This window comes from Marinobacter sp. (assembly GCF_039977835.1).
Classification (GTDB): domain Bacteria; phylum Pseudomonadota; class Gammaproteobacteria; order Pseudomonadales; family Oleiphilaceae; genus Marinobacter.
In genome coordinates, this window is the sequence record NZ_JBDWCL010000012.1 from 1 (window position 1) to 20,553 (window position 20,553).

A 20,553-nucleotide genomic window follows, 5' to 3' on the forward strand; every position below is an offset into this window, starting at 1 on the left:
CTGGTAGTTGATCACGACCATGGCGCTCTGGTCGTAGTTGTAATGCTTGAAGCGAGGCATGCCAACGACTCCTTGTCCGTTTGCCTGATCCTACCAAACCGGGGTGGAGATTTCGGGGTTTTTCTACAGCCTCAACGCTGAACGAAGCGGCGCGTCTCACGCGTCCGCCTTCCGTGACTTGTTAAGAGATTACTTCGTACGCCCAGGCACACGGGCTTTTAGTTTGCTTGCCTTTTTTGAATGCACATAAATCGTTTCAACCAAGCTCTCAGTTACTTCAACAACCGTTAACACGTCTTCTGGGCTTGGCTCGTAACCCCGATGAATGGCCGCATGCCCTGCTTCAAGTATTGGTTCAATGGTTTCACGCTGTTTTTTTGAGAGATAGCCGGCATCCTGAAAGGCCTCAATATTTTTCTTAAACGAGCCGTTGTCTTTCACTTCCCTAATCATTAAGTGCTCGATTAGCGCCCTGATACCCATGACAGCCAGTCTGCGAGAATTGTTATGCAAAGCAGAATATATTTCCCGGAAGAGATCAACAATGAAAACATCATTGGTCGATGAAAGAGGTCCGAGTACATCGGAAAGCCATTTTGGTTCTGCTCTGGATATAGCGGGGGGATAATAATTGGTCTCTATATATGGTTGACCACTCTCATCAACCATTTCCGAAAACCAACTATTGTGCATTAGCTTAACGCTATCACAGCCACAGCACTTTATCATATTGAAGGTTTCGGCCCCGTAAATGAGCTGGTTATACCCGACTTCTTCACTCCAAGGTTGCTCCTCTTCATGAAGAAGAGAGTGATTTGTTTCTCTCAAGCAGGTATTACAGTGAGCCTTCAAATTTTTCTCCATTACTCTTAACGCCGAAGCACAGCGGCGACCTTGGAGTGGCGACGAAGGAGCCACGGAAAGGGCGTCCGGCGGCCACCGGCCGCGAACTGCTGCGCCTTGTTAACTGGAAATAAAGCCGCTAGAGAAAAATCCTCGGCTTTACTTTGTTTTTATGTGCATAAACTATCAAAAACGACCCAATGACTATCGATAGCCCTCCCAACAAAAAATCAATGCTTGTTGGGAAGTTCGAGTTCACCAAATAAAAAATTGGAGAACCAGAAAATAGTGTGCCAGGCACGATGAATTTTAAAGGGGCGTGCTTCACTTCCCGCATTGATGTGCGTTCATAGCCTGGAGGCAGCCGAGTACCGAACAAGAGCATTGGGAAAATTGCCGCTAGAAAAGGCACCACCATGACAAAGGCAATTATGTAATCGGGCCCTACTGGATTAAATCTGATCGCGCACGCCCAAGCAAAAACGTAAACAATGAATATGACGTTTGGCATCATCGCCTTTCCAGTTAACATTTGTATAGTGGTCGCGATGACCATTTTCCCCGACCAATTATCCAGAATGACCATTGTGCCAATCTAACCAAAAGCTCTATAAAATCAATGGCCTGAATTCCAAAACCTGTCTCGGAGCTTCGATAAAAACGGTCACCACGACGGTTTTTGCTGCTTTCAGCGATTATTCGATCATAGCGATCAAATTTCCCAACACAAAAAAGGCCCGAAGCTTTCACTTCAGGCCTTCTCGTCACTCAGTGTAGTCAATCACCTCAACCACACTTACTATCCCCACAAGACAGACAGGTCGCACATCCGTCCATCACGATCACCGCCTTGGTGCTGCACTTACCGCACATAGTGGCGTTGGGCGGGAAGTCGCTGGCTTTGTCGTCGTTCGTGGCCGTGCTGTGGCTGGCTTCGAATTCGGCGCGCTTTTCGGCGAGGATGCGCTTGGTGGTTTCGCTCATTTCCTCGCTTTCCAGCAGGCCGATGGCCTTCAGGTGCTTCTCGATCACGGCGCCGATTTCTGCCACCAGGGAGGGCATGAATACGCCGCCTTTCTTGAAGTAGCCGCCGTTGGGGTCATACACGCTGCGCAGCTCTTCCACCAGGAAGGTTACGTCGCCACCCTTGCGGAATACCGCAGAGATTACGCGGGTGAGGGCGATAACCCACTGGAAGTGTTCCATCGACTTGGAGTTGATGAACACTTCGTACGGCTGCCGGCTTTCATGGTCGGTGCCTTCGTTGAGCAGGATGTCGTTGATGGTGATGTACATCGCGTGCTCGGCGATCGGCGGCTTGATCTTGTAGGTCGTGCCCAGCAGGAAATCCGGCCGCTCGATGTATTCGTTCATCTGAACGGGCTTGGTTTCCGCCTGCACCGGTGGCTGGTGTTCGCTGGCTACTGGGTCGGCTTTCTTGACGCGGTAGCCGACGATTTTGTTGCTGATTTTAACGGTCATGGTGTTGTGTCCTGTGTCGGTTGTACCGGATCAATATTTGCCGTAAGTGCCTTCTTTAAGCGCATCGAAGAGGTTGGCGGCGTTGTGGATCTCGCCGTCGTATTCCACTTCTTCGTTGCCCTTGAGGGTCACTTTGCTGCCATCGTCCAGGGTGAACTCGTACAGGGTGTTCTCGAGGTCTTTTTCCTGGACCAGTACGCCCTGGAAAGCTTCCGGGTTAAAGCGGAAGGTGGTGCAACCCTTCAGGCCCTTGTCGTAGGCGTACATGTAGATGTCTTTGAAGTCCGGGTACGCAAAGTCCTGGGGCACGTTGGCGGTTTTGGAAATGGACGAGTCCACCCAAAGCTGTGCCGCGGCCTGGATGTCCACGTGCTGCGCCGGCGTCACATCTTCAGACGTGGTGAAGTAGTGGGGCAGGCGCTTGTCTTCTTCTTCGGAGAAGGGCATGGCGCCTGGGTTGACCAGGTGGCGATACGCCAGCAGTTCGAAGGAGAAGACGTCGACTTTTTCCTTGGTCTTGCGCCCTTCGCGGATGATGTTGCGCGCGTAGTGGTGCGAGAAGCTCGGCTCGATGCCGTTACTGGCGTTGTTGGCCAGTGACAGGCTGATGGTGCCGGTAGGCGCGATGGAGGTGTGGTGGGTAAAGCGGCCACCTTTCTCCGCCAGTTGCTCGATCAGCTCTGGCTCCACGCCGGCAATCTGCTGCATGTACCTGCTGTACCTGGCGTGCAGCACCTTGCCCTTGAGCTTGTCGCCCAGCTTATAGCCGTCTTTGGACAGCTGCGGGCACTTGGTCAGCATCTTGGGGGTTACTTCGAACTCGTCGTCCATGATCGGCGCCGGGCCTTTCTCTTCGGCCAGGGCCAGGGACTGGCGCCAGCCTTCCACGGCCATTTCACGTACAACGTCTTCGGTGAACTGTACGGATTCCGGGGAGCCGTAAGGCATGCGCAGCATGGCAAGGGTGGAACCCAGGCCGAGGATGCCCATACCGTGGCGGCGCTTGTAGGTGATTTCGTGGCGCTGCTCTTCGAGCGGCAGGCCGTTGATTTCCACCACGTTGTCCAGCATGCGGGTGAAGATGCCTACCACCTTGCGGTACTTCTCATAGTTGAAGCTGGCCTTGTCGGTGAACGGGTAGTCCACGAACATGGTCAGGTTCACGGAGCCCAGCAGGCAGCTGCCGTAAGGGGGCAGGGGCTGCTCGCCGCAGGGGTTGGTGGCGCGGATATCTTCACAGAACCAGTTGTTGTTCATCTGGTTGACCTTGTCGATCAGGATGAAACCCGGCTCGGCGTAGTCGTAGGTGCTGGTCATGATGGTGTCCCAGATGAACTGGGCTTTCAGGGTGCGGTAGATCTTGCACGCGACCATGCCATTGCCATCGACCACGTAGCCTTTCTGGATCGGGAAGTCGCGATACACAAACTGGCTGGAGTCGGACAGGTCCAGGCCCTCGTCTTCCACTTCTTTCTGGGTAACCGGGAAAGACAGGTGCCAGTCGTCGCCGTTACGTACGGCTTCGATAAAGTCTTCGGTGATCAGCAGCGACAGGTTGAACTGGCGCAGCCGGCCGTCTTCGCGTTTGGCCTGGATGAAGTCGATCACGTCCGGGTGGTGCACATCGAAGGTGGCCATCTGGGCACCGCGGCGGCCACCGGCGGAAGACACGGTGAAGCACATGCGATCGAAGATATCCATGAACGACAGCGGGCCGGAGGTGGTGGCACCGGCGCCGGCCACATAAGCACCTTTCGGGCGCAGGGTGGAGAACTCATAACCAATGCCGCAGCCTGCTTTCAGGGTCAGGCCGGCTTCGTGGTTTTTCTCCAGGATGTCGTTCATGGAATCCTGAACGGAGCCGGATACGGTGCAGTTGATGGTGGAGGTGGCCGGTTTATGGGCCTCTGCACCGGCATTGGAGGTAATACGGCCCGCCGGGATAGCGCCGTGGCGAAGCGCCCAGGCGAACTCTTTCATGTGCTTGGCGCGGTCGGCCTTGTTTTCAACCTGGGCGAGGGCAGTGGCAACGCGCTGGTAGGTCGCCTCGATGTCCTTATCGACCGGCTCACCGGTCTTGGTTTTCAGTTGATACTTGCTGTTCCAGATGTCCAGCGAAGCTTCCTGCATTGGAATTGTTGTTATCACGGCCTGTGCTTTAGCGTTCATTACTACCTCGGATGTCCGGTATTTCTGTTAATGACCGCTGCAAACCGCAGCCGGCCATACCTCATGTGTGTCGTTAAAATGTGCGCAGCCCGGCAGGCTGTGTTGCTTCAGATCCGTTCAAACACTAGATCTGGTGTTCTTCTGCCCCGCTATCCGCACCAGAAAGGGCGTGATGGCGGGGTTTCAGGAAAGACGATCACCCCGTTTCCCTCGTTGCGCCTTTTGAAAGCCGGTTTCGGCCGGCACGCGAGGGAAACCCTATATATGGGTGAATATGGGATGAGTATAACAGGATATAGTGGTCTGTGAATAAGAAGACAACTATAGATTGCGGCTCAAAGCGTAAGAAAATCAATGAAGGAATGCTTGAAAATCCCGAATTGCCTGTGAAAACGCTGTGTTGAGGGCTGTTGGCAGAAACCACTAGATGTTGTGGTTAAAAAGTGTGCAGAAAAAACCTGAAAAAAAGTTCATAAAGTCGGTTAATTGTGACCGATGCACGTACCCGTTTTATACCTGTCGTTAAAGTAGGTGTGTGGAGTCGTATGTTGTAGTGGCCCACAGGAAGGACAACTACTAAAAAGGAACATAACAATGAAAGGCCTGAAACGAACACTGCTTGCGCTGGGCGTCGCAGGGTTTCCTGCTGCTGCTATGGCAGACATAGTCATGCTGGATGACAGTGTGATGGGTAATATCACTGGCCAGGCTGGTGTGACCATTGAGCTGGAAACCAAGCTGAACATTGACCGCTTTATCTATACCGATGAAGGCTCGCTGGAAATCAACGATATCTTCGTTGGTGGTGCGAATCGGACTGATATGTTCTCAGAAATGAACCTGAACCTTAATGGGCAGGCGACTGACCGGCTGGACAATATCCGGATCAACATTGATATTGCCCAGGACGGTGATGCCATCATCAACCTCCTGCCAATCAGCTTCAACGCAGTGGATTTCCAGATGCGGACTGGAGCCTGGAACCTTACGGGCACTGGAGGCAGTACGACGATACTTGATAACTTCAATATGGACATGCTTATTGGTTCTGGCACTATTCGGATTGATACTGCCACCGATAAGCTCAATCTTTTGACCGATATCGCGATAGATGATCTAGATTTTGATGTGCCATTCCTGGCACTCGGAATTCGGGACCTTCAGCTAACCGGCGCTAATTATGATCTTTCTGCGCCACAACCGTTGAGGGTGTTCGCAAATGTGGATATGGACATCTACAAATCGGCCAACGCGGCTGGCACTGAAGTACTTGCAGTGGACCTGCACACATTTGAAGCTGATATGAGAATCGGCGGTGTACTGATAGGCGGCACGTCTATTGGCTCAGTAGCACTGGATAACCTGGCGATTACCAATACCGCCATGCGTATCTACGGCCACTGACCCTTTTTGGCTACACGGGATGATAAAAGGCAATGCCATTCGACCCGTGTAGCCGGTTTCCTATCCCAGTAGCAGGCTGTCGTCGGTAATTTCCAGCCCGCGCTGCTTCTCGAACAGTTCCAGCAGGTCTTTCACTTCCAGTCCTTCGCGGTCTTTGCCGGCAATATCGAACACCACCTGGCCCTGATGGAGCATTACTGTGCGCTCGCCGACTTCCAGGGCCTGTTTCATGCTGTGCGTGACCATCAGTGCAGTGAGTTTCTGCTCTTCAATGATCTGTGTGGTCAGGTCCAGTACGAAGGCGGCGGTTTTCGGGTCCAGTGCCGCGGTATGTTCGTCCAGCAGCAGGATGGCGGAGGGTGTCAGGCTGGCCATCAGCAGGCTTACGGCCTGGCGCTGGCCGCCGGAGAGCAGCCCCATCTTGTCGCCCAGGCGATTTTCAAGGCCCAGATTGAGTGAGGCCAGACTGGTTTTGAACTGGTCCAGGTAACGGGCTTTGACCGCGGCACTCAACCCCCGCCGCTGGCCACGCTTGATGGCCAGCGAGAGGTTTTCTTCAATAGTAAGGCCTTCGCAGGTGCCGGCGAGCGGGTCCTGGAACACGCGCGCGACACTGCCTGCCCTTTTATAGGTCGGCAACTTGGTGACGTCCTGGTTGTCCACGATGATCTTCCCGCTGTCGACCATGACTTCGCCGGCCAGGGCGTTAAGAAAGGTGGACTTGCCGGCGCCATTGCTGCCGATAACGGTGACAAACTCACCCTGGTTAACGGTCAGGCTCATGCCGCGCAGGGCCGGGTTTTCGAGGGGCGTTCCCTTGCCGAAGGTCAGCTTCAGATCTGTTGCTGTAATCATGGGTCCCCCTTCAGGCCTTGTTGCGGGTAAGCCGCGCCGCAACGGACGTGCGAACACCGGGCAGTACGATGGCCAGGGTCACCAGTACCGCGGTTATAAGGTTCAGATCCTGTGCCTGCAGGCCCAGGAAGTCCGCGTTCAGTGCCAGGGCAATGGCGAGGCGGTAGACGATCGCGCCGATGACACAGGCAATCAGGGCCCGCACAACGCTGGAGGGTGTCAGTACGGCTTCACCACCGATCAGCGAAGCCAGGCCAATCACGATGACCCCCACACCCATGGTCACGTCCGCCGCCCCCTGGCTTTGGGCGAACAGGGCACCAGCCAGGCCTACCAGTCCGTTGGACAGCGCCACACCCAGAACAATCATGGCGCCGGTGGCAATGCCCTGAGCCCGGGCCATTCTCGGGTTGGCGCCGGTCGCCCGCATGGCCAGGCCTGTTTCTGACTTCATGAAGCGCCACAACAGCACCAGCCCCACCAGAACTACAAGTGTGAACAGCACCACGGGCACCTGATGGAAGGCAAGGCCCAGGTCGTACCAGGGCGTGAGAACGGTTTCCTCGGTCAACAACGCAATGTTTGGTCGGCCCATGATCCGCAGGTTCACCGAGTAAAGCGCAATCATGGTGAGGATCGATGCCAGCAGGTTGAGGATGTTGAGCTTAACGTTGAGCAATGCCGTCACCGCTCCGGCGCCCATACCGGCGATGACGGCAGCACCGGTTGCCAGCCAGGGATTCACGCCCTCGATGATAAGGACTGCCGCTACAGCGGCGCCCAGGGGAAAGCTGCCGTCTACCGTCAGGTCCGGGAAGTCGAGCACGCGAAAGGAGATGTAGATGCCGAAGGCAACCAGCCCGTAAATAAGGCCGGTTTCGATAGCGCCGTAAAAGGCAATATTGCTAAGCATGAGGAAGATTCACCGTAAAGGAAAACAGGCAGCCCTTGTGAGGCTGCCCGTGAACAGTGTGTTATTGGTCGCTGTTTACGACTTCTTTCGCGTCGCTGATCAGGTCGTCGGCCAGGGTAATGCCCATGCGCTTTGCAGCAGCGGGGTTTACGAACAGTTCCAGGGTGCTGACGGATTCCACATCCATATCGCCGGGGTTGGCGCCTTCGAGGATGCGGGCGACCATGGTGCCGGTCTGGCGGCCGTGGTCGTAGTAGTCGAACCCGAGTGCGGCAACGGCACCGCGGCTGACCGTCGCCGTGTCTGCGGCGAATACCGGGATGCTGGCACGTTCACCAACGGAGATAACGGCCTCTACGGCGCTGATCACGGTGTTGTCGGTGGTCAGGTAGATGGCGTCTGCCTTGCCTACCAGCGAGCGGGCGGCACCAAGCACTTCCGAGGTCTTGGTAGCGGCAGCTCTTACCAGTTCCATGCCACGGGCTTCCATGCGCTTTTCAATCATGTCTATCAGCGCCACTGAGTTGGCTTCCCCGGGATTGTAAACGGTGCCAATACGCTTGGCATCTGGAACAGCACGCTCCAGCATGTCGAGGTGGCTTTCAATGGGCAGCATGTCGGTTACGCCAGTGATGTTGGCGCCGGGGGCTTTAAGGCTTTTGACCAGTTTGGCACCCACGGGATCGGTAACAGCTGAAAAGACCACCGGTGTTTTGCGGGCAGCAGCGGCCATGGTCTGGGCCGATGGCGTGGCAATGGCAACGATAACATCGGGGCGTTCACCCACAAACTTACGGGCAATCTGAGAGGCGATGGCGGCGTTGCCCTGGGCGCTTTCGTGCATGATGCGCAGGTTGTCGCCCTCTTTGTACCCCTGTTCCTCAAGCTCGTCCCTGACTCCCTGGTAAACTGCGTCCAGTGCCGGATGTTCCACAATCTGGGTGATGGCAACCACACGCTGTTCATCAGCATGGACCATTGCAGCGAAAGCAAGCAGGGCAGTACCCAGCAGCGTGCGCAGAATTCTGTTGGCCATAAGCCGGTCTCCCGAGTCAGTTCAAAATGCGTGGTGTGACGTAAATGCTGCGTGAGCGTCGAACGCCCGTTTAATAATGGGGCGGGAGTTTATCACAGGCTATTGGCTTGCGGGGTACGGGAAGGTACCTTATTGGTCAATTTCAGGGGGATAATCCGGCGCTAGAATAAGTGTGATGCGGAATAGTTCTATATGCATCACGTTTTGACGGGTAATGTTGTGTTGAAATAGGCTACTAAAGTCGAATACGCGAAACCCCTTACAAGAATAACCCGATAACTCGAATAACACATTGCAAGGAAGGTCCATGGACACCACCAATAAACTCCCCCTGGATATGCTCTATCACTGGGAATCGGCCAAGCCGGATTCCCTGTATATGACCCAGCCTATTGGCGACGGCAAGGTTGTTGAATACACCTGGAAACGCGCGGTGGACGAAGCCCGCCGCATGGCCTCCTACCTCAAGTCCCTCAACCTGCCGGAAAAGAGCCGGGTGGGGATTATCTCCAAGAACTGCGCCCAGTGGATCATGTCGGACTGGGCCATCTGGATGGCCGGCCACATTTCCGTGCCGCTGTATCCCACACTGAACGCGGATACCGTGAACTACATTCTTGAGCACAGCGAATGCGAGGTTCTGTTCGTTGGCAAGCTGGACGACTGGGACATGATGAAGTCCGGCGTGCCGGAGCGTGTGCGTTGCGTTTCCTACCCCCTGAGCCCGCCCAATGATTTTGAAACCTGGGACGACATAGTGGGCAAATTCCCGCCGCTGGAAGAGAACCCCCGGCGTGATGCTGATGAGCTGGCCACCATTGTATACACCTCGGGCAGCACGGGCCGCCCGAAGGGTGTGATGCTGAGTTTCGGCAATATGGCCTTTGCTGCCGAAGGCGGTATGGAAGTGCTGAAAGTCGGTTCCGGCGAACGCATGCTGTCCTATCTGCCCCTCGCTCATGTCTTTGAGCGGACCTTTGTGGAGCTCGCTTCCCTGTACGCCGGGTTTCAGCTTTTCTTCGCGGAGTCTCTGGATACCTTTGTTCAGGATCTGCAACGTGCCCAGCCCACGCTGTTCCTCTCTGTGCCGCGCCTGTGGGTGAAGTTCCAGCACGGAGTGCTGCAGAAGCTGCCGAAAGAGAAGCTCGACAAGTTGCTGAAGGTGCCCCTGCTGAACAGGCTGATCAAGAAGAAGGTGCTCAAGGGCCTCGGCCTGAACAAGGTCAAGCTGGCCGGCAGTGGTTCTGCTCCGTTGTCCCACGATGTGCTGGACTGGTACCGCAACCTGGGGCTGGAGCTGCTGGAAGGCTACGGCATGTCCGAGAACTTTGCCTATTCCCACATGAACAAGCCGGGCCGCTCGCGCACCGGTTATGTCGGCGAAGCGCTGCCCGGAGTGGAAGTGAAGATTTCCGATGTCGGCGAAATACTGGTGAAGAGCCCGGCCACCATGATGGGCTACTACAAGGACGAAGAGAAAACCCGCGAAACCTTCACTGAAGACGGTTTTCTGAAAACCGGCGACAAGGGGGAGCTTGACGAGATGGGCCGCCTTAAGATCACTGGCCGCATCAAGGAGATCTTCAAGACCAGCAAGGGCAAGTATATTGCTCCGGCGCCGATCGAGAACCGCCTGATGTCCCACGAAGCCATCGAGATGGTGTGTGTGTCCGGCGCCAACCAGACCCAGCCCCACGCACTGGTCATGCTGGGCGAGGAGATTCGCCCGAAGATGGCAGACGAGGCATTCCGCCGCGAAATCGAGGCTAGCTTCAAGCAGTTGATTTCCGACGTGAACAAGACGGTTGATCCCCACGAGCAGCTGGCGTTCATTACCGTGGTAAGTGACGAGTGGTCCATCGAGAACAGCTTCCTGACCCCAACGCTCAAGTTGAAACGCAATGTGGTTGAGGATGCTTACGGGGAAAAAGTCGATAGCTGGTACGCCAAACGCGAGCCTGTCATCTGGCAGTAAACCGACGTTAGTCGCATAGGGAAAGCGTTGAAACGGGCATAAACTGAGTCCATATTCAGGAGGGAATATGACTCAGTTAGCCCGGTTTCAGAAACGCATTTACAACATGATTCCGCTCTCGGAAGCGTTGGGTGTGGAATTGCTTTCTTACGACGGCCACGCTTTGCTGGTCAGCGCCCCCCTCGCGCCGAACCACAACCATCAGGGCACCGGTTTCGGCGGCAGTGTCTACTCCGTTGCGGTGATTTCAGCCTGGGGTCTGGTCGAGCTTGTTCTGTCCGACCTGGGGCTCGCCGGCAATGTGGTGATACAGGTTGGAGAAATCGAGCACATCGAACCGGTGGAAGGGGACTTCTATGCCCTGTGCCGCCTACCCGGTGGTGAGATTCCGGAACGATTCCGCAAGAGCCTTGCGCGCCACGGCAAGGGGCGGTTGTCTCTGATTGCTGAAGTCTACTGTGGCGAGCCCTCAACCGAGCCTGTCAGTGAGCCTGTGGCGGTGTTCCAGGGGCGGTTCGTGGTTCAGGGAGCCCATTCCAGGCCGGTCATTTAGCAGGCCTGAAAACCCGCCTTACGACCTCAGCTGATGCTGCGGGTACCGGAGATGGACTTGCTCATCAGGATAATCGGGATAATGCCTGCCAGGACAATGATCAGCGCTGGCAGCGCACTGTGGGCCAACTGTTCATCCGAGGCAAACTGATACACGTAAGTGGCCAGCGTCTCAAAATTGAAGGGCCTCAGAATCAACGTGGCCGGCAACTCCTTCATAACATCCACAAACACCACCAGGGCCGCGGTAATCAGTGTGCCCCTGAGCATGGGGAGATGCACTTTGACCAGAGTTTGCCCGGGCGTGTGCCCAAGCGACCTGGACGCCATGTCCATGCTCGGCGTAATTTTCTGCAGGGCGCTTTCCACACTGCCCGCCGATACCGCCAGGAAACGTACGGTATAGGCAAATATCAGGGCGAACGCAGAGCCACTGAGCAACAACCCGCTGCTGACGCCAAAGGTGTCTCTCATGATGCTGTCCACGTGATTGTCGAAAGCCGCCAGTGGCACAATCACGCCCACCGCAAGCACCGCACCAGGCATGGCATAACCCAGGCTGGATAGCCGCATCATGATCTGCATGCCGCGGGTGTTGTGAAGCCGGCGGCTGTAGGCAAGGGTGACACCAACAATCAGCGTTGTCAGGGCGGCGGTGCCGGACAGGAACAGACTGTTCAGGGTGTTGCGGATGAAGTCACTGTTCCAGCTTTCGTCAAAGTATTCCCAGGCATACTGACCAAGGGTGATGGCCGGCAGCAGGAAGCCGAAAATAACCGGCAGGGCGCAGACTGCCACGCAGATCAGCTGGCGCGGGAATGACATGGTGAAGCGGCGAATGGGGTCGCGGTTGTCCCGCGCTGCAAATTGCTGCTGTTTGCGGCGGGAGTATCGCTCAAGGGTGACCAGGATAACCACGAAAGCCAACATGGTGGTGGCAATCTGCGCGGCACCGCCCAGGTTGCCAAGGTTCATCCAGGTGTCGAACAACCCTGCGGTGAGGGTCTGGACGGCAAAGAAGTCCACGGTACCGAAATCGTTCAGTGTCTCCATCATGACCAGCGACAGGCCCACGGCAACGGCTGGGCGGGCGATGGGCAGGACCACCCTGAAAAACGTGCTCAGCGCCGAGTGGCCCAGGCTGCGGCTGACGGCAAACAATGACGGCGACTGCTCCAGAAAGGCCGCCCGTGCCAGCAGGTAGACGTAAGGGTAGAGCACCAGGCCTATCATCAGCGTGGCCCCTTCCAGGCTGCGAATTTCGGGGAACCAGTAATCCGCGGCGTTACGCCAGCCAAACCATTCCCGCAGGGCGGTCTGAACCGGTCCGGCGTAATCCAGCAGGCTGGTGTATACATAGGCGATCACGTAGGCCGGTACGGCAAAAGGCAACAACATGGCCCACTCGAAGAACCTGCGCCCGGGGAACTCACACATGGTGACGGTCCAGGCGGTGGCAAGGCCAATGGTCAGGGTGATCACGGCTACGCCGGCCATCAATTGCAGGGTGGTCGTCAGGTAGCGGGGAAGAGTGGTGTCCAGCAGGTGGGGCCAGATGTTTTCGTCGGGAAACAGGGCAAGGATAATGACCGACAGAACCGGAAGCACCACAATGGCCGTGGTGAGTGCTGCGGTTATCAGCCAGCGTTTCGAGGTTCGCCTGGCCAGCAGGGGGCTGTCTGCTCCGGTCTGGTCAGCGGTGATGGCCTCGGTCATAGGTTCCCTTGGGGTTCATGAAAATCACAGGGTCGCGATTGTACAAAAAAGCCGGGACCAACGTCCCGGCTTTTTTGGGGTGAAGCGCTTGATCAGTTGTCGTAATCAACGCGATCCACCATCTTTACCGCAGCATTGCGGTGCTCGGCAATTTCCTGCAGGGACAGGTCATCCGGATTGATCTCGCCCCATTCTGCGACAATACCAGAAGGTTTGACTTCGGGGTTGGCCGGGTATTCGGTATTGGCTTCGGCGTAGATCCTCTGTGCCTTCGGTGTGGAGAGAAACTCCATCAGGCGAACGGCGTTGTCACGGTTGGGGGCACTGTTGGTCAGCGCGATACCGCTGATGTTGATATGCGTGCCACGGCCGTCAGCGTTGGGGAATACCAGGCGCACGGCTTCCGCCTGCTCGCGCTGGTTTTCATCGTTCAGCATGTTGCCGTAGTAATAGCTGTTGCCGATCGCGAGGTCACATTCACCCGCGTGGATGGCCTTGATCTGGTCACGGTCACCGCCCTGTGGCTTGCGCGCCAGGTTGTCTTTCAGGCCGGCCAGCCATTCTTGCGCCTTTTCTTCGCCGTGGTGGGCGATCATTGATGAGAACAGGGCAATGTTGTACGGATGCTTGCCGCTTCGGGTACAGATGCGGTCGTTCCACTTGTCGTCGGCCAGCTCTTCGTAGGTGGTGATCTCACCTTCTTCAACACGCTCCCTGGAAGCGAAGATCAGGCGGCCGCGAGTCGTCAGTGCAAACCACTTTCCGTCCGGGTGACGCAGGTTTTCCGGGATGTTTTCCTCAAGCGTATCGTTGTCGACGCTTTGCACAAGGTCACGCTCAACCAGCTCATTGAGACGGGAAATATCAACTGTCATCACCAGATCGGCCGGGCTGTTACGGCCTTCGCGCTCCAGGCGTTCTGCCAGTCCTTTCTTGGCGAAAACCACATTGGTCTCGATGCCGGTGTCTTCTTCAAAGGCGTTCAGGAGCGGTTCCAGCAGATAAGCCTGGCGGTAAGAGTAGATGTTGACCTCGCCATCGGCGCTGGCCTGCATGGGCAGGGCACAGGCTACTGCGATCGCGGTAGCGGCAAGTTTCGTGCGCATGTTGTACCTTCCTTTGTTTTTTGCGGTAAGAGGTGGTTTGCCGAACTGTATTGAGATTCAGCAATGTTTAAAAACAGTAACCATTCTCATTCCTGATTATGCAGGAGTCAATACGCCGTTGTCATATTCCTCAAAAAATGGTGCTATGCTTCGGAAGACTATAAAAACTATGCAAAAAGTGGTGGGAACACAGACTATGGTTGGGAATGATCGCAGAATACACAATCGCACAGCGATGAGTGCGAAGGTCCGCGTGACTCATGAAGAATTGGGTGAGTTTGTGTTCTCGACCAGAGACATATCCGATGGTGGTGTTTTTATAGTGGTCGATGCTGAGCCATTCGAACCGACAATCGGGGACAGCGTGCAGGTTCAGGTGCAGGGGTTGCCCGTACCTGCGCCGGTGCTGGACATGGTGGTGGTGCGCAAGACCAATGATGGATTCGGCCTGCAGTTCGCAGACCAGTGATACGGATGTTATCAGTATGAAGTACTCCGGTTTTTACCGTTCCCTGGGTTTTGGCCTTGCTGTCGTGCCGCTGCTGCTTGGCGGCTGCGCGTCCTACTACACCCACTATGCCGTGTTTCCGGCCGAGAACTCCCAAGGTGAGTCCCGACAGGTAAAGGTCACATGGCAGACAGCTGAATATCCGGATTGGTGGGTAGCCGACAACAAGTCCACACCGGTGACGGTTGAAACCCAGTGCAGCACCCGAAAGTGGCGGCTGGTGGATAGCAGTCACGATGAAGCGAGCCAGGCCGATTGTGGTACCGGCGTTCGTGCGTGCGGTGTCAGCGGTGAAGATGTTCTGGCCAGTTCCGGCGAGCCTGCAGGGCCTGGTACCCGCTGTATGGCGATCAACCCCTCAGACCCGGATGCGCTGATCACCGATATTGGTTCTTCCCTGGGGCTGCTGGTGTCTTGCCAGCCGGTCAGCACGGTCCGTGGCAGTGGTGATGACAGTGAAAACATCGACTATATACGTGCCTCGTCAGTTCCTTACACCATCTACAGTCGCAAGTCCCCAAGAGGAAGGCTGAGTACCCGCCCCCCTGAGCTGGACGACGCCATCTGCGAGGAAGATCAGTAGTTTTCTGACAATGTGTTTAATTGTGAGGGTTGTCACGTTGCTACACTTTGTTTCCCGTTGATGGTTTTCGTTACCCTCTGTCGCGTTCTGGTTACTCTGAACTACAAAATTGTAATGGACTCTTTCACCGGGGCGTTCACAATGGTGATTATCGATTCGTTCACGTGTAGAGGTGTCCCGTGGGAGTCCGTCAAAAGAAAATAGCTGTTCAGGATCTTGAAATCGGCATGTTTGTGTCTGATCTGGACCGCCCGTGGCACCAGACACCGTTTCCTATCCAGGGTTTCCATATCCGCTCCCAGGATGACGTCCGCTCACTGGTTACCTACTGCAAATGGGTCGTTATAGACGTAGCGGAAACTCGTGAAAGCATCGAACAGAATAAAGCGGGCACCCGCTTTGTTGCCGGTCAGTCCCAGCGCAAGGGGAGCAGCCGCGAGGCCGTGCAACTGCCGCCGCTGAATATCAAGGAACCGGTCAGCTACGAAAACGTCACCACCATGAAGAAAGAGCTGAAGGTGTCCAGAAAAGTGATGATGGACGCCGAGGTGTCTCTTCATCGGGTTTTCCAGGCGGTTCAGGAAGGAGCCACGCCCGATTTGCGGGAAGTGGCCGCGGTTACGCGCAGAATGGTCGACAGCGCGGTCCGCAACCCCGACGCACTGCTTTGGCTCAGTCGCACACGACAGCACGACGATTACACCTACCGACACTCCCTCAACACCGCTGTATGGGCCCTGGTCTGCGGCCGGCAGCTTGGCCTTAATGAAGGGTTGCTGAACCACCTTGGCCTTGGCTGCCTGTTATCGCAGATTGGTAAACTGGAACTTCCGAAACAGATCCTCCGTAACGAGGGCAAGCTGAACGCCGACGATTTCGCGATTTACCGCGGTTACGTGGATAAAGGCGTGGCCAGGCTGGCAGACACGGGCGTATCAAGAGCTGTTATCAGTGTTGTGCAGGGCCACCGGGAGCGTCACAACGGCTCCGGCTTCCCCGACGGTATCCGCGGCGACCGGATTCCGTTGCTTGCCAAGGTTGCGGGGCTGGCAGAGTACTTTGAGACACTGATCGGCCCGCGCGATGCCGGCGAACCGATGACCCCCGCCCGTGCCGTGAATCTGCTTTATGACATGCGTAATATCGAGTTCCAGGAAGATCTGGCAGAGCAGTTCATTCAGGCCATTGGTGTCTATCCTACCGGCAGCCTGGTTGAATTGACGGATGGGCAGCGCGGTATTGTGGTTTCCCATACCCCGGAACGCCGCTTGTGGCCGAAAGTGATGGTGATGACGGATCGCGCCCAGCAGCCGCTTAAGTCTGCCCGGATTGTGGACCTGGCGAAGTATAACGAAGGCCGCAACGCTGACGAGGCTCTGTCCATTGCTGAGTGCCTGCCACATGGCACAGAAGGGCTGCACCCTAAGCATTACGATGTTACCGGTGCGGAGTCCCGCTGGAACCTGTCCCGTATCGTGGGCGCCTGAGGGTGCCCGAAAGGCGGTTTACTCGATAATAACGCGAAGCTGTTTTTTCACCCAGCGATAGGTGTCGTCCGGGCGAAAGTTCACCAGCAATTCCGATTCCCCCCCGGATTCCCCCGCAACAAAGTAATCAACGGACGCCGACTGCCAGCCAAAGGAGTGGACCACCACGTCCTGTTCCCGGGTACTGACGGCTTCAATCTCCCCCAGCTGAGGTTGTCCGGCTATTTTTCGCACACTGACAGTTTTGATGGCTGTATCGGTTGCCGGAAACGCTACCACGTCGTCATTGAGATAGTAACGATTGGACAGCCCGGTGGTGATGGCATCCAGCTCCCGGCTGAGGTAGTTCCTGGCGTCATCGACGTCGGCGTCTTCCAGGCTGCGGGTGGCATTCTGTATCCGGTCGCGCTTGTTTTCCAGGTCCTCGCGGTACTCAACGTCTTCATCACGCTCATCCTCGTCTTCAGGCCGTTCGGGGGCAGCCGCGATTTCGTCATCCGTTGGCGCTGGCTCACACAGCTCGCTGTCTGCCGGGTAGAAACAGATACGGCTGAGCACCTGGTTGGCAGGCGACGGGGTGTTGCCTGCGGCCTCGAATTCGTCCTGCGGTAGGGTGAAGTCAATCGGTTCATCCAGCTCGGCCAGTGCCACGTTCAACTGCTCGATCACGCGCGTGCGGATATCAATGCCCGTGCCATCCGAAATATTCAGCGTCCAGTTCAACGCAAGCAGGAAGCGGGTCAGGTTGATCAGTGGCACATCAAGGAGAAGCTGTTGCTCGGTAATACGATGGCTTTGAAGCCCTTCGTCGGTGGTGCCGGCTATCTGCAATGCCGCCCGCAAGTCCGGAAAGAACTCCAATGGCGTGACCACGGGCCGGACCGGTACGCCTTCTGCCAGTTGCAGGTCACCCACTTTCAGGGTCAGCGTTTCACCCGGATAATAACGGTAGCGGCCCTCGGAATCCGTTGTACCATTGCGGCTGGCTGTGGCGTAGGAGAGCCCCGCAATGCCGGCGGGCATGATCTGGCCTGTCTGTGAGTCATCACCGCCGCTACCACCGCCACTGTCCAGGCAGCCAGCCAGAAACAGGGCAGAAACCAGAGGCAGTAAAGCAGACTTGAAGTGAGCGGATCTCATGGCAGCGCGTACATTCCCTGACGTTTTGGCCTGCGTGGCAGAGCCTTTGTAAATTGTTGTAACCGGCATTATAAGGACGCCGCTTGTGGCATATCGGGAAACCTGTCGCAGTTTGGGGTTTTTATGATTTTGGCCCCGTCGGGCACCGCCTACTTGAATTTCTCTGCCGGGGCCACAACTTATAGCTACCTGTTTTTTTGTTCCTCTGGATTCATTATGACCAACGCACTTGAAATTGAAGGTCTGGTCAAGACCTATGGCGACGGCTTTCAGGCCCTGAAGGGTATCGATCTGCATGTCGCTGAGGGCGATTTCTTCGCGCTGCTGGGGCCAAACGGCGCAGGGAAGTCGACCACCCTGGGCATTGTCTGCTCCCTGGTGAACAAGAGTGCCGGCAAGGTCCGCGTGTTCGGGTCCGACATCGACACCCACCTTTCCGATGCCAAGCTGAATCTCGGAGTTGTGCCACAGGAGTTCAATTTCAACCAGTTCGAGAAGGTGTTTGACATTGTCACTACCCAGGCTGGCTACTACGGCATTCCGCTGAAAAAGGCGTCAGCATCAGCTGAGAAGTACCTGCGCCAGCTTGGACTCTGGGACAAGCGCAATACGCCAGCCATGATGTTGTCAGGGGGTATGAAGCGTCGGCTGATGATTGCCAGGGCACTGGTCCATGAGCCCAAGTTGCTGATCCTGGATGAACCCACAGCGGGTGTGGATATCGAGTTGCGGCGGTCCATGTGGACGTTCCTTGAGGAAATGAACCGCCAGGGCACCACCATTATCCTTACCACGCACTACCTTGAAGAGGCGGAAGCCCTTTGCCGCAACATTGCGATTATTGATCACGGCCGGATACTGCGAAATACCAGCAAGCGCGAGTTGTTGCAGCAGCTGAGTTCGGAAACCTTCGTGCTGGATACCTCCGAACCCCTTGATAAAGCACCGGAGCTTGACGGTTTCTATTGCCATCTTGACGAGGAAGGCGCCCTGGTGGTGGATGTGGACAAGGGCCAGAGCCTGAACGGCGTGTTCATACAGCTCGAAAATCAGGGTATCCGCGTCATCAGCATGCGCACCAAGGCCAATCGGCTGGAGGAGCTGTTCATTCGCATGGTGGAGGACAACAAAACCACTGCGGCGAAACAGGGAGAAACCGCATGAGAACGGACGCGATGCTGACGGCCTACAAGACCATCGTAACCCGGGAAATCCGACGGTTCATGCGCATATGGCCGCAAACCCTGTTGCCGCCGGCGGTCACCATGACGCTGTACTTCATTATTTTCGGAAACCTCATCGGTTCCCGTATCGGGGTAATGGGCGGCTTCGATTATATGTCGTTTATTGTGCCCGGGCTCATTATGATGTCAGTGATCACCAGTTCGTACGCCAATGTAGTGTCTTCGTTCTTCTCGATGAAGTTCCAGCGCAGCATCGAAGAGTTGCTGGTGTCGCCTGTGCCTAACTGGATCATTCTTGCCGGTTATGTCACCGGCGGAATGTCCCGTGGCCTCGGCATTGGCCTGATTGTGACCTTGCTATCGCTTGGCTTTACTCAGCTGTCGATTCACAATCTGCCCATGGTGATTCTGACCGTGTTCCTTACCTCGGCCCTGTTTTCACTGGGTGGTTTTATCAATGCCATGCTGGCCACCAAGTTCGATGACATCTCCATTGTGCCGACCTTCGTGCTGACACCACTGACGTACCTGGGTGGGGTGTTCTATTCCATCGATATGCTGCCCGGTTTCTGGCAGGGCGTGTCCATGATCAACCCGATTCTCTACATGGTGAACGCCTTCCGCTATGGCATTCTAGGGGTGTCGGATGTTAATCCGTATGTAGCTCTTGGTATGATTCTGCTGTTCATAGCCATTCTGTTCGCTGTTTCCCTGCGCATGCTGGCGCGGGGCAAGGGTATTCGTCACTGATGTCTGGTTCCAGGATTTCTCATGGCCCTTATTGATGCCCCGCTGGGCAAGTCCAGCGATTACCCGGATGCCTACGATCCGCAACTGTTGTTTCCTGTGGCCCGTGATGAAAACCGCCGCCGCATTGGTCTTGAGGATGGGCGCTGGCCCTGGTTCGGGGAAGATCTGTGGCAGGCCTGGGAGATTTCCTGGTTGCGGCCGGGCGGTGTCCCTGCGGTGGCATGGGCGGAAGTCCGCGTGCCGGCAGCATCACCGTCCATCATTGAATCCAAGTCCCTCAAGTTGTACCTGAACTCCCTGAACCAGACAGTGTTTTCGTCCGCTGACCAGGTGAGAGATGTGATCTCCCGGGATCTGTCCAGTGCCAGCGGAGCTTCGGTGGCCGTTGACCTGCACAGTGTTGACCAGGGAGCAAGGGCAGTGGGGCGGCCGGAAGGGTTCGTGCTGATCGACGATGAGGAGCCGGAGTCCGTGGGCTACGACTATAACCCGGACACTCTGGCGGCCGGGGGCGATGTTGTTTCTGAAAAACTGTGCTCACATCTGCTGAAGAGCAACTGCCCGGTCACCGGCCAGCCGGACTGGGCCACGGTACTGATTGACTACACCGGCCCGGCAATCGACAGGGCGGGCCTGCTGCAGTACATCGTGAGTTTCCGCCAGAAGCAGGATTTCCATGAACATTGTGTGGAAACCCTGTTCACAGACCTGATGGTTCGCTGTCAGCCGGAGCACCTGTCGGTATGCGCGCGATATACGCGGCGGGGCGGGCTGGATATCAACCCCTGGCGCAGCACCGAACCGGAAGATGCTGCCGGTCCCAGGCTGATCAGGCAGTAGAGGGTAAACC

At 56.2% G+C, this 20,553-nt stretch carries 19 protein-coding genes; 9 read left to right on the top strand and 10 right to left on the bottom strand.

The annotated features are described in order from the left end of the window. Positions 1-189: 189 nt before the first annotated feature. The 4 genes from ABJM11_RS04900 to ABJM11_RS04915 all read right to left on the bottom strand — a co-directional run bounded on the left by ABJM11_RS04900 (position 190) and on the right by ABJM11_RS04915 (position 4,494). On the bottom strand, positions 190-864 hold the full coding sequence (locus tag ABJM11_RS04900) for a DUF4145 domain-containing protein (RefSeq protein ID WP_348296010.1): 675 nt from the start codon (positions 862-864) through the stop codon (positions 190-192). Positions 865-982: 118 nt separating this feature from the next. Next, positions 983-1,429, bottom strand: a complete 447-nt coding sequence (locus ABJM11_RS04905; RefSeq protein ID WP_348296011.1) for a hypothetical protein — start codon at positions 1,427-1,429, stop codon at positions 983-985. Positions 1,430-1,629: 200 nt separating this feature from the next. Continuing rightward, entirely contained in the window at positions 1,630-2,325 is a 696-nt protein-coding gene (locus ABJM11_RS04910; protein WP_348296012.1) for an NrdJb, read from the bottom strand. Between the two features lie 30 nt (positions 2,326-2,355). Next, positions 2,356-4,494, bottom strand: a complete 2,139-nt coding sequence (locus ABJM11_RS04915; RefSeq protein WP_348296013.1) for an adenosylcobalamin-dependent ribonucleoside-diphosphate reductase — start codon at positions 4,492-4,494, stop codon at positions 2,356-2,358. Positions 4,495-5,088: 594 nt separating this feature from the next. Here ABJM11_RS04915 and ABJM11_RS04920 point away from each other — a divergent pair. Then, a complete protein-coding gene (locus ABJM11_RS04920; protein ID WP_348296014.1) occupies positions 5,089-5,898 on the top strand; it encodes a DUF6160 family protein in 810 nt (269 codons plus the stop codon). 60 nt (positions 5,899-5,958) lie between these two features. On the opposite strand, the gene ABJM11_RS04925 is transcribed toward ABJM11_RS04920, so the two are convergent. From ABJM11_RS04925 to ABJM11_RS04935, 3 genes are all read right to left on the bottom strand, one after another. Further along, on the bottom strand, positions 5,959-6,753 hold the full coding sequence (locus ABJM11_RS04925; RefSeq protein WP_348296015.1) for an ABC transporter ATP-binding protein: 795 nt from the start codon (positions 6,751-6,753) through the stop codon (positions 5,959-5,961). Positions 6,754-6,763: 10 nt separating this feature from the next. Continuing rightward, positions 6,764-7,666 carry an ABC transporter permease gene (locus ABJM11_RS04930; protein WP_348296016.1) on the bottom strand — a complete coding sequence of 301 codons (903 nt, stop codon included), beginning with the start codon at positions 7,664-7,666 and terminating at the stop codon, positions 6,764-6,766. Positions 7,667-7,727: 61 nt separating this feature from the next. Continuing rightward, positions 7,728-8,702, bottom strand: coding sequence for an ABC transporter substrate-binding protein (locus ABJM11_RS04935; protein ID WP_348296017.1), 975 nt, complete (start codon positions 8,700-8,702; stop codon positions 7,728-7,730). A gap of 307 nt (positions 8,703-9,009) precedes the next feature. Between ABJM11_RS04935 and ABJM11_RS04940 the strand changes: the two genes are divergently transcribed. Further along, positions 9,010-10,677, top strand: coding sequence for an AMP-binding protein (locus ABJM11_RS04940; protein ID WP_348296018.1), 1,668 nt, complete (start codon positions 9,010-9,012; stop codon positions 10,675-10,677). 67 nt (positions 10,678-10,744) lie between these two features. Continuing rightward, positions 10,745-11,230, top strand: a complete 486-nt coding sequence (locus tag ABJM11_RS04945) for a thioesterase domain-containing protein (RefSeq protein ID WP_348296019.1) — start codon at positions 10,745-10,747, stop codon at positions 11,228-11,230. A gap of 26 nt (positions 11,231-11,256) precedes the next feature. On the opposite strand, the gene ABJM11_RS04950 is transcribed toward ABJM11_RS04945, so the two are convergent. Next, positions 11,257-12,945 (bottom strand): iron ABC transporter permease, encoded by a 1,689-nt coding sequence (locus tag ABJM11_RS04950; RefSeq protein WP_348296020.1) that lies wholly within the window; start codon positions 12,943-12,945, stop codon positions 11,257-11,259. A 92-nt stretch (positions 12,946-13,037) separates the two neighbouring features. Beyond that, positions 13,038-14,051 (bottom strand): Fe(3+) ABC transporter substrate-binding protein, encoded by a 1,014-nt coding sequence (locus tag ABJM11_RS04955; protein ID WP_348296021.1) that lies wholly within the window; start codon positions 14,049-14,051, stop codon positions 13,038-13,040. A gap of 196 nt (positions 14,052-14,247) precedes the next feature. Here ABJM11_RS04955 and ABJM11_RS04960 point away from each other — a divergent pair, with 196 nt between their 5' ends. From ABJM11_RS04960 to ABJM11_RS04970, 3 genes are all read left to right on the top strand, one after another. Then, on the top strand, positions 14,248-14,520 hold the full coding sequence (locus ABJM11_RS04960) for a PilZ domain-containing protein (RefSeq protein ID WP_348296065.1): 273 nt from the start codon (positions 14,248-14,250) through the stop codon (positions 14,518-14,520). Between the two features lie 16 nt (positions 14,521-14,536). Further along, positions 14,537-15,142 carry a hypothetical protein gene (locus tag ABJM11_RS04965; protein WP_348296022.1) on the top strand — a complete coding sequence of 202 codons (606 nt, stop codon included), beginning with the start codon at positions 14,537-14,539 and terminating at the stop codon, positions 15,140-15,142. Between the two features lie 179 nt (positions 15,143-15,321). Beyond that, entirely contained in the window at positions 15,322-16,629 is a 1,308-nt protein-coding gene (locus ABJM11_RS04970) for an HD domain-containing phosphohydrolase (protein ID WP_348296023.1), read from the top strand. Positions 16,630-16,647: 18 nt separating this feature from the next. On the opposite strand, the gene ABJM11_RS04975 is transcribed toward ABJM11_RS04970, so the two are convergent. Then, positions 16,648-17,769 (bottom strand): organic solvent ABC transporter permease, encoded by a 1,122-nt coding sequence (locus tag ABJM11_RS04975; protein ID WP_348296024.1) that lies wholly within the window; start codon positions 17,767-17,769, stop codon positions 16,648-16,650. Positions 17,770-17,985: 216 nt separating this feature from the next. On the opposite strand from ABJM11_RS04975, the gene ABJM11_RS04980 reads away from it, so the two are divergent. From ABJM11_RS04980 to queF, 3 genes are read left to right on the top strand one after another with little or no spacing between them, the layout of a single operon-like run. Continuing rightward, positions 17,986-18,933: an ABC transporter ATP-binding protein gene (locus tag ABJM11_RS04980; RefSeq protein ID WP_348296025.1), complete on the top strand. Its 948-nt coding sequence runs from the start codon at positions 17,986-17,988 to the stop codon at positions 18,931-18,933. Further along, positions 18,930-19,703, top strand: coding sequence for an ABC transporter permease (locus ABJM11_RS04985; protein ID WP_348296026.1), 774 nt, complete (start codon positions 18,930-18,932; stop codon positions 19,701-19,703). The genes ABJM11_RS04980 and ABJM11_RS04985 overlap by 4 nt, the downstream gene beginning before the upstream one ends. Positions 19,704-19,724: 21 nt before the next feature. Then, positions 19,725-20,543, top strand: a complete 819-nt coding sequence (queF, locus tag ABJM11_RS04990) for an NADPH-dependent 7-cyano-7-deazaguanine reductase QueF (protein ID WP_348296027.1) — start codon at positions 19,725-19,727, stop codon at positions 20,541-20,543. Positions 20,544-20,553: the final 10 nt, after the last annotated feature.

Excerpts from the sequence above, each read along its gene's own strand:
- ABJM11_RS04930 (WP_348296016.1), bottom strand. The coding sequence starts at position 7,666 with ATGCTTAGCAATATTGCCTTTTACGGCGCTATCGAAACCGGCCTTATT.
- ABJM11_RS04920 (WP_348296014.1), top strand. The coding sequence starts at position 5,089 with ATGAAAGGCCTGAAACGAACACTGCTTGCGCTGGGCGTCGCAGGGTTT.
- ABJM11_RS04950 (WP_348296020.1), bottom strand. The coding sequence starts at position 12,945 with ATGACCGAGGCCATCACCGCTGACCAGACCGGAGCAGACAGCCCCCTG.
- ABJM11_RS04945 (WP_348296019.1), top strand. The coding sequence starts at position 10,745 with ATGACTCAGTTAGCCCGGTTTCAGAAACGCATTTACAACATGATTCCG.
- ABJM11_RS04925 (WP_348296015.1), bottom strand. The coding sequence starts at position 6,753 with ATGATTACAGCAACAGATCTGAAGCTGACCTTCGGCAAGGGAACGCCC.
- ABJM11_RS04910 (WP_348296012.1), bottom strand. The coding sequence starts at position 2,325 with ATGACCGTTAAAATCAGCAACAAAATCGTCGGCTACCGCGTCAAGAAA.
- ABJM11_RS04965 (WP_348296022.1), top strand. The coding sequence starts at position 14,537 with ATGAAGTACTCCGGTTTTTACCGTTCCCTGGGTTTTGGCCTTGCTGTC.
- ABJM11_RS04960 (WP_348296065.1), top strand. The coding sequence starts at position 14,248 with ATGGTTGGGAATGATCGCAGAATACACAATCGCACAGCGATGAGTGCG.
- queF (WP_348296027.1), top strand. The coding sequence starts at position 19,725 with ATGGCCCTTATTGATGCCCCGCTGGGCAAGTCCAGCGATTACCCGGAT.
- ABJM11_RS04900 (WP_348296010.1), bottom strand. The coding sequence starts at position 864 with ATGGAGAAAAATTTGAAGGCTCACTGTAATACCTGCTTGAGAGAAACA.
- ABJM11_RS04935 (WP_348296017.1), bottom strand. The coding sequence starts at position 8,702 with ATGGCCAACAGAATTCTGCGCACGCTGCTGGGTACTGCCCTGCTTGCT.
- ABJM11_RS04940 (WP_348296018.1), top strand. The coding sequence starts at position 9,010 with ATGGACACCACCAATAAACTCCCCCTGGATATGCTCTATCACTGGGAA.
- ABJM11_RS04955 (WP_348296021.1), bottom strand. The coding sequence starts at position 14,051 with ATGCGCACGAAACTTGCCGCTACCGCGATCGCAGTAGCCTGTGCCCTG.
- ABJM11_RS04905 (WP_348296011.1), bottom strand. The coding sequence starts at position 1,429 with ATGGTCATTCTGGATAATTGGTCGGGGAAAATGGTCATCGCGACCACT.
- ABJM11_RS04980 (WP_348296025.1), top strand. The coding sequence starts at position 17,986 with ATGACCAACGCACTTGAAATTGAAGGTCTGGTCAAGACCTATGGCGAC.
- ABJM11_RS04985 (WP_348296026.1), top strand. The coding sequence starts at position 18,930 with ATGAGAACGGACGCGATGCTGACGGCCTACAAGACCATCGTAACCCGG.
- ABJM11_RS04975 (WP_348296024.1), bottom strand. The coding sequence starts at position 17,769 with ATGAGATCCGCTCACTTCAAGTCTGCTTTACTGCCTCTGGTTTCTGCC.
- ABJM11_RS04915 (WP_348296013.1), bottom strand. The coding sequence starts at position 4,494 with ATGAACGCTAAAGCACAGGCCGTGATAACAACAATTCCAATGCAGGAA.